Annotated in this window: 10 protein-coding genes and 1 pseudogene; all 11 read left to right on the forward strand. The window is 60.6% G+C overall.

The features are described from left to right. Positions 1–159, forward strand: a pseudogene (locus WCA85_RS20005) (DUF177 domain-containing protein); the annotation flags it as partial. Between the two features lie 101 nt (positions 160–260). Next, complete coding sequence (rpmF, locus tag WCA85_RS20010; protein ID WP_006051932.1) at positions 261–440, forward strand: 50S ribosomal protein L32; 180 nt, start codon at positions 261–263, stop codon at positions 438–440. A 172-nt stretch (positions 441–612) separates the two neighbouring features. Then, positions 613–1719 carry a phosphate acyltransferase PlsX gene (gene plsX / locus WCA85_RS20015; protein ID WP_424066614.1) on the forward strand — a complete coding sequence of 369 codons (1107 nt, stop codon included), beginning with the start codon at positions 613–615 and terminating at the stop codon, positions 1717–1719. Beyond that, positions 1719–2708 (forward strand): beta-ketoacyl-ACP synthase III, encoded by a 990-nt coding sequence (locus WCA85_RS20020; protein ID WP_424066615.1) that lies wholly within the window; start codon positions 1719–1721, stop codon positions 2706–2708. The genes plsX and WCA85_RS20020 overlap by 1 nt, the downstream gene beginning before the upstream one ends. Positions 2709–2821: 113 nt before the next feature. Continuing rightward, positions 2822–3754, forward strand: coding sequence for an ACP S-malonyltransferase (gene fabD, locus WCA85_RS20025; RefSeq protein WP_424066616.1), 933 nt, complete (start codon positions 2822–2824; stop codon positions 3752–3754). 84 nt (positions 3755–3838) lie between these two features. Further along, positions 3839–4588, forward strand: coding sequence for a 3-oxoacyl-ACP reductase FabG (gene fabG / locus WCA85_RS20030; RefSeq protein ID WP_424066617.1), 750 nt, complete (start codon positions 3839–3841; stop codon positions 4586–4588). A 152-nt stretch (positions 4589–4740) separates the two neighbouring features. After that, positions 4741–4980, forward strand: coding sequence for an acyl carrier protein (gene acpP, locus WCA85_RS20035; RefSeq protein WP_004197638.1), 240 nt, complete (start codon positions 4741–4743; stop codon positions 4978–4980). Positions 4981–5304: 324 nt separating this feature from the next. Continuing rightward, a complete protein-coding gene (fabF, locus tag WCA85_RS20040) occupies positions 5305–6543 on the forward strand; it encodes a beta-ketoacyl-ACP synthase II (protein ID WP_424066618.1) in 1239 nt (412 codons plus the stop codon). Positions 6544–6558: 15 nt separating this feature from the next. Continuing rightward, complete coding sequence (locus WCA85_RS20045; RefSeq protein ID WP_424066619.1) at positions 6559–7038, forward strand: protein YgfX; 480 nt, start codon at positions 6559–6561, stop codon at positions 7036–7038. 157 nt (positions 7039–7195) lie between these two features. Then, the gene (gene rpoE, locus WCA85_RS20050; protein WP_424066620.1) at positions 7196–7795 is read left to right on the forward strand and encodes an RNA polymerase sigma factor RpoE; all 600 of its coding nucleotides are present in this window, start codon (positions 7196–7198) and stop codon (positions 7793–7795) included. Between the two features lie 83 nt (positions 7796–7878). After that, positions 7879–8181, forward strand: a 303-nt coding sequence (locus tag WCA85_RS20055; RefSeq protein WP_424066621.1) for a sigma-E factor negative regulatory protein, incomplete at its 3' end; no start/stop codon positions are given.

Here is an 8181-nt window from a genome sequence, read left to right on the forward strand (position 1 = left end):
TTGCACGAGAGCCTCGTCTCTGGTGTGGCTGGAGCAGAAGGCGAGGGCGACGAGGCTGCGCCGGAGGAAGCTGGTGAGGGCGGTGAGCCCGAGCGGCCCAATCCGTTTGCGGCGCTCGAAAGTCTCAAGCGCGGTGAGCCGGACGACAAGAAGCACTGAACAGTTGTATGGGAGCGCGATGCGGGCGCATTGGCCATTCGGCCAATGGCGGACACCGCATCGGGCTGTGTTAGAATTCGGAAAATTTTTAGGAGTTAGTCATGGCAGTTCAACAAAATAAGAAGTCGCCGTCGAAGCGCGGTATGCACCGTTCGCACGATTTCCTCACGGCAGCGCCGCTGGCCGTCGAGCCGAGCACGGGTGAAGTGCATCTGCGTCACCACGTTAGCCCGAACGGCTACTATCGCGGCAAGAAAGTCGTCAAGACGAAGAACGACTAATCGTTTCACTGCGTTGCGCCTCGTGGCGTTTCGTGTGACGATCGGCTCGCTTGACATTTTCCCGGCTCAACAGAAAGGCGGCATTCTACTGCCGCTTTTTTGTGTCGATCGCAGTTAGCGCTTTAGCGCTTACCGCGATCCCATGCAGAGCTTCTGAAATCCGTCGCATTCCATGACAGTAAAGCTCACGATAGATTGCATGGGAGGCGACCACGGCCCGTCCGTGACCGTTCCCGCGGCTGTCAGTTTCGTTCGTTCGCATCCCGATGCGCAGTTGATGCTCGTCGGCATCGAAAGTGCGATCCGCGCCCAGCTCAAGAAGTTGAAGGCTGAGAACGAGTCCGCGCTGGTCGTTGTGCCTGCTTCCGAGATCGTCGCCATGGACGATCCGGTTGAAGTCGCTTTGCGCAAGAAAAAAGACTCGTCAATGCGCGTGGCGCTGAACCGCGTCAAAGAAGGCGAGGCGCAGGCCTGCATCTCCGCCGGCAACACCGGCGCGCTGATGGCGGTGTCCCGTTATGTTCTGAAAACGCTCCCGGGCATCGAACGCCCGGCGATCGCGTTCGCGCTTCCCAATCCCACCGGTTACACGATGATGCTCGACCTGGGCGCCAACGTCGATTGCGAACCGTCGCATCTGTTGCAGTTCGCGGAGATGGGGCACGCGCTCGTGGCCGCGCTCGAAGGCAAGGAACGTCCTACGATCGGCCTGCTGAACATCGGCGAAGAGGTCATCAAGGGCAACGAGACCATCAAGCGTGCCGGCGAACTGCTGCGGGCGAGTACACTGAACTTTCGCGGTAACGTCGAAGGCGACGACATCTATAAGGGCACGACCGACGTCATCGTATGCGACGGTTTTGTCGGCAATGTCGCGCTGAAGACCTCGGAAGGGCTCGCGCAGATGCTGAACAACATCATCAAGGAAGAGTTCGGCCGTTCATGGCTGACCAAGGTGATGGCGTTCCTCGCTCTGCCGGTGCTGCTGCGCTTCAAGAGGCGCGTTGATCACCGGCAATACAACGGCGCGGCGCTGCTCGGCTTGCGCAGCCTCGTTATCAAGAGTCACGGCTCGGCGGACGCCTACGCGTTTGAGTGGGCGATCAAACGCGGGTATGATGCCGTCAAAAACGGCGTGCTGGAACGCCTTGCGCGGGCGATGGAAGAGAACGCGAGTTCTCTGGAACAGGCGTCGCGCGAGTCAGGCGGCGCGGGCTACGCAAGCCCGATTGCCGGTCAGCCAGCCGAGCCCTACGCTGCGCACTCCTCGAAGGCATAATGGCTCAATCCACAATTTATTCCCGCGTGCTGGGTACCGGCAGCTATCTGCCGCCTGGTCGCGTTACCAATCAGGAACTGGCTGAGCGTCTCGCGAAGCGGGGTGTCGAGACGAGCGACGAATGGATCGTGGCCCGCACCGGTATTCACGCACGCCACTTCGCCGAACCTGATGTCACCACCAGCGACCTCGCGATGATTGCCGCGCAACGCGCAATCGAAGCGGCGGACGTTGACCCGCAATCGATCGACCTGATCATTGTCGCCACCTCCACGCCGGACTATGTGTTTCCAAGCACGGCGTGTCTGTTGCAAAACAAGCTGGGTATCAAGAACAACGGTGCTGCATTTGACGTGCAGGCCGTGTGCTCCGGTTTTGCCTACGCGGTCGCAACAGCGGACAGTTTCATCCGCAGTGGTCAGCATCAAACGGCATTGGTGATCGGTGCCGAGACGTTCTCGCGCCTGCTCGATTTCAACGATCGCACCACCTGTGTGCTGTTTGGCGATGGCGCCGGCGCGGTCATCCTCTCGGCTTCAGACAAGCCGGGCGTGCTCGCGAGCGCGTTGCACGCAGATGGCAGTCATTCGAACATCCTGTGCACGCCGGGCAACGTCAACGGTGGTGTGATCGCCGGTAGCGCATTCCTGCATATGGATGGCCAAGCCGTGTTCAAGCTTGCCGTCAATGTGCTGGAGAAGGTTGCCGTCGAAGCGCTTGGCAAAGCTGGCCTCGCTCCGGAACAGGTCGATTGGCTGATTCCGCATCAGGCCAATATCCGTATCATGCAAAGCACGTGCCGCAAGCTCGGCCTGCCGCAGGAGCGCATGGTCGTCACAGTGGGCGAGCACGGCAATACGTCGGCTGCCTCCATTCCTCTCGCTTTTGACGTCGCAGTGCGCGACGGCCGCATCAAGCGTGGCCAGAATGTGCTGATCGAAGGCGTTGGCGGCGGCTTCACGTGGGGCGCGTCGGTAATCCGCTATTGATTGCTGAGTGTGGCGGCGCAGCAGGCGCCGCCCTCGGTAGCGAATACCGGAGAGCGGGGCCATTCGAAGGCCATTCGCCGCCCACATCTGAAATTATCGAATTTGGGGACGTTATGAAATTTGCGTTCGTTTTTCCTGGCCAGGGTTCGCAGTCGGTTGGCATGCTCAACGCATTTGCCGATAACGCCATCGTGCGCGAAACGGTTCAGGAAGCCTCAGACGCACTCGGCCAGGATCTCGGCAAACTGATCGCGGAAGGTCCGGCAGAAGATCTGAATCTCACCACCAATACCCAACCGGTCATGCTCACCGCCGCGTATGCGGTCTACCGCGCGTGGCAGGCGGCGGGCGGTCCGGCACCGGCTATCGTTGCCGGCCATAGCCTCGGCGAATACACGGCGCTGGTCGCCGCGGGCGCACTGGCGTTCCGCGACGCGGTGCCGCTCGTGCGTTTCCGCGCTCAGGCTATGCAAACCGCTGTGCCCGTCGGTGTGGGCGGCATGGCAGCGATTCTCGGTCTCGACGACGATACGGTGCGCGCGGTATGCAAGGAAGCGTCGGCGGCGGGTACGGTTGAAGCGGTGAATTTCAACGCGCCCGCGCAAGTCGTGATCGCTGGTCACAAGGCCGCGGTTGAGAAGGCGTGCGAAATTGCCAAGGCCAAGGGCGCGAAGCGTGCCTTGTCATTGCCGGTGTCTGCACCTTTCCATTCCTCGCTTCTCAAGCCTGCGTCCGACCAATTGCGCGAATATCTGGCCGGCGTCGAAGTGCAGGTGCCGAAGATTCCTGTGATCAACAACGTCGACGTGGCCGTGGTCAATGAACCGGCCGGCATCAAGGATGCGCTGGTGCGTCAGGCGGCGGGTCCCGTGCGTTGGGTCGAGTGCGTGCAGGCAATGGCTGGGCAGGGCGTCACGCATGTGATCGAATGCGGTCCGGGCAAGGTGCTGGCAGGGCTGACCAAGCGTATTGATGGCAATCTGATTGGTGGATCGGTGTTTGATCCCGCTTCGCTTGAAGAGACGCTGAAGCTCGTAACGGCGTGAACAGGTCCGGGCGGGTCTGATCCTCGCTCGCAAACGGACTGGCAAAAAGATAATCAGCCCCTCGTGGGCAATGCGGACTGACAGATGGAAAAGACTCTCGATAAGCAGATTGCAATCGTGACCGGCGCTTCGCGTGGCATTGGCCGCGCAATTGCACTCGAACTGGCGCGCCTGGGCGCGACGGTGATCGGCACGGCCACTAGCGAAAGCGGCGCGAGCGCCATCACCGAAGCCTTCAAGGCGGCAGGCGTGAACGGTCGCGGCGCGGTGTTGAACGTGAACGATGCGACTGCGGCCGAAGCGCTGATTGACGGCACGGTGAAGGAATTTGGCGCGTTGCACGTACTCGTGAACAACGCGGGTATTACCCAGGATCAGTTGGCGATGCGTATGAAGGACGACGACTGGGACGCGGTGATCGACACCAATCTCAAGTCCGTTTTCCGCTTGTCACGTGCCGTGCTGCGTCCAATGATGAAGGCGCGCGGCGGCCGCATTATCAATATCACGTCGGTGGTGGGTTCGACCGGCAATCCCGGGCAGGTCAACTACGCGGCCGCGAAGGCCGGTGTTGCCGGCATGACGCGGGCGCTGGCACGTGAGATCGGCAGCCGCGGCATTACCGTGAACTGCGTGGCGCCGGGCTTCATCGACACTGACATGACCAAGACCTTGCCGGAAGAACAGCAAGCCGCGCTGAAGACCCAGATTCCGCTCGGCCGTCTGGGTAGCCCGGAAGACATCGCCCATGCCGTGGCGTTCCTGGCTTCCCCGCAAGCTGGATATATCACCGGAACGACGCTGCACGTGAACGGCGGCATGTACATGTCGTAACGGCATTCGGTTATCATCCGCGCCGTGCCACGTTTGTTGACGGGCGGCGCGAATGCCTTGACAGGAACCGTGCGCGCCGCTTTTTTACGGGGGCAAACCTGATAAAATGCGCGCACCTGTATTTTTGAACTTCTTTTCCCTTGGAGGGGTTAATGGACAATATCGAACAGCGCGTTAAGAAGATCGTCGCAGAACAACTGGGCGTTGCAGAAGCAGAGATCAAGAACGAAGCATCGTTCGTGAACGACCTCGGCGCAGACTCGCTCGACACCGTCGAACTCGTGATGGCCCTCGAAGACGAATTCGGCATGGAAATTCCGGATGAAGAAGCTGAGAAGATCACGACCGTTCAGCAAGCGATCGACTACGCTCGCGCAAACGTCAAGGCCTAAGGCCATTCGCGCCCGCTTTGCTGGACTGGCGGCGTGTGACGCCCTGTCGTGCCGGCCTCCGGCACCTGCGGGGCTGGCGTTATTGCCGGTGCGGCTTGCGGTGAGATTGTCCGTCGCGGCGTCAACGATGTCGCGGGCACGATCACCAGCGAGTCTGCTTGCGCGTGTGTTGGCGCAGCTTGCCATGAAGTGGACAGCGCCGCGCGCGCGGCCAAATGCGCAGTTGTCAGCGCAGTTATCAGGTTAACAGCCACAGGGCTCACAGGTCCGATTCCTGTGATCACTGTGGCTTTTGCTTTTGTCACCTATGAAGAAGAGGTTACCGTGAGCCGTCGTCGTGTTGTCGTTACAGGCCTGGGGCTGATTTCGCCTGTTGGCAATAATGTTGCCGACGGCTGGGCCAATCTGGTCGCCGGCAAGTCGGGCATTGCCAACATCACGAAGTTCGATGCGTCGAACTTCTCAACCCGCTTTGCCGGCGAGGTGAAGGGCTTCAATATCGAGGACTACATCCCCGGTAAGGAAGCGCGCCACATGGATACCTTCATCCATTACGGCGTGGCGGCCGGCATCCAGGCGATGCAGGACAGCGGTCTTGAGATCACCGACGAAAATTCGGAGCGCATTGGCGTGGTGGTCGGCTCTGGCATCGGCGGTTTGCCGATGATCGAAGTTACGCAGACCGAATTGCTCAATCGCGGCCCGCGCCGCATTTCGCCGTTCTTTGTGCCTGCCTCGATCATCAATATGATCTCGGGGCATCTGTCGATCAAGTTCGGCATCAAAGGCCCGAATCTCGCCATCGTCACTGCGTGTACCACCGGCCTGCATTGCATTGGTGAGGCTTCGCGCCTGATCGAATACGGCGACGCCGACGTGATGATCGCCGGCGGGGCCGAATCCACTGTGTCGCCGCTGGGTATTGGCGGTTTTGCGGCAGCGCGCGCGTTGTCGCAACGCAATGATGATCCGGCGACGGCAAGCCGTCCGTGGGACAAGGATCGCGACGGTTTCGTGCTGGGTGAGGGCGCGGGTGTCATGGTGCTCGAAGAGTATGAGCACGCGAAGGCCCGTGGCGCCAAGATCTACGCCGAAGTAAGCGGCTATGGGATGAGCGGCGACGCGTATCACATGACCGCGCCGCTTGAAGATGGCGACGGTGCGCGCCGCTGTATGCTGGCCGCGCTGAAAAACGCGCGTGTCAACCTGGATGAGGTGAACTACCTGAACGCGCACGGCACGTCGACGCCACTCGGCGATCTCGCGGAAACCACCGGCATCAAGCGCGCATTCGGCGATCACGCGAAGGATATGGTCGTGAATTCGACGAAATCGATGACCGGCCACCTGTTGGGTGGCGCGGGCGGTCTGGAGTCGGTGTTCACCGTCCTCGCTGTACATCATCAGATCTCGCCGCCAACGATCAACATCTTCAACCAGGATCCGGCATGCGATCTGGATTACTGCGCAAACACCGCGCGGGAAATGAAGATTGACGTCGCGCTGAAGAACTCGTTCGGGTTCGGCGGCACGAACGGCACGCTGGTTTTCAAGCGCGCCTGACGCGAATCTGTCCGTTTGACGCCACAACTGATGCAGACCGGCGCCGCGTTTCAGCGCGCCTCGGTATCGCCCGCCGGAGGGCCGCAGATTGCACTGCGGCCCTCCGCGTTCCTGCGCGGTGCGACCGTCGCATGCATACTGATTGCCGTGGCGGCCGTTCAGGTGAGTCTGACCGCGAGACTCGGCGCTGCCCAGTCGCTGCCGGCGGTGCTTGCCGTGCTCGCCGTCCTGACGCTGGCAGCACGCCGTTACTGGCTTGCCGAACCGGGCGCCATAAAAATCGGGCCGGATGGCCTTGCCGTCTGGAACCGCGCGGGTCAGCTTATTGCAGAAGGTCGGATCACTGGCTGCTCGCAATGGAGCGGCCGGCTTCTCATTCTGGCCCTTACAAGCATGCGCGGCAGCTCACGGCCGCTGCTGATTCCGGCCGACGCGCTTTCCGCCGACGCTTTCCGCGAACTGGCCGTACTAGGGCGGCACGGCAGCCGCGCCTGACTGGCCGCGCCTACTCGGCAGTGCCTGACTGGCCGTGCCTGACCGGCCGTGCCTGACTGTAACGACTGTAACCGCTGTTACCTTGGTAACGTGACGCCATGATGGGGACGCTACAATGGTGCCCCGCGATGCACCCTATAGTTAACGGATTTATCAGGTGAGCGAAAAAGAAATTGATCAGTTGCTGGTTCAGCGCGTCCAGAATGGCGACAAGGCCGCGTTCGAGCTTCTGGTCTCCAAATACCATCGCAAGATCCTACGGCTGATCTCGCGCCTCGTCCGGGACCCCGCTGAGGTTGAAGACGTGGCTCAGGACGCCTTTATCAAGGCGTATCGGGCTTTGCCGCAATTCCGTGGCGAATCGGCTTTTTATACGTGGTTGTACCGGATTGCGGTCAACACGGCAAAGAACTACCTTGCGACCCAAGGGCGGCGCGCACCTACCTCAACCGAAGCGGATGCTGAAGAAGCTGAAACTTTCTCGGACGCCGACCAACTAAGGGATATCAACACGCCTGAGTCGATGTTGATGAGCAAGCAGATCGCTGAGACGGTCAATGCTGCGATGGCGGTTTTACCGGAAGAGTTGCGCACCGCCATTACTCTTCGTGAAATTGAAGGTTTGAGCTATGAGGAAATCGCTGAGATGATGGGGTGCCCAATCGGCACGGTCAGATCACGAATTTTTCGCGCTCGCGAAGCCATTGCGGCAAAATTGCGTCCATTGCTTGACACACCTGAAGGCAAACGCTGGTAATTCACCAGTTAGTCCAACGGGGCAAAGGCGCAATATCTGGGTTAGGTGGTGTCACTAGGGGTGTGTGTTAGATGGGGAGCATCATGGGGTCGGTCTCGATGCAATCGCAAGCGAGCTCGCGAGGCGAGCGTCTGTCCGCTTTTGTCGACGGTGAGTTGTTCGGCGAAGAGCATCTGAACAAGTTTATTTCTGAGCTGGGTCACGAGGATCGTGCGTCCTGGTCGCATTACCATCTGATCGGCGACGCGCTGCGCTCGGACGATCTGGCGGTGAGTCCGGCGGTCAGCAATGCATTTCTCGCCGGCTTTGCTGCGCGTTTCGAGCAGGAGGCGCACGTGCTCGCGCCTGCCGCCATGCCGGTCGCGCGCCGTTTGCTGGCGCTGCGC

It is taken from the genome of Paraburkholderia sp. (genome assembly GCF_049581445.1).
Classification (GTDB): domain Bacteria; phylum Pseudomonadota; class Gammaproteobacteria; order Burkholderiales; family Burkholderiaceae; genus Paraburkholderia.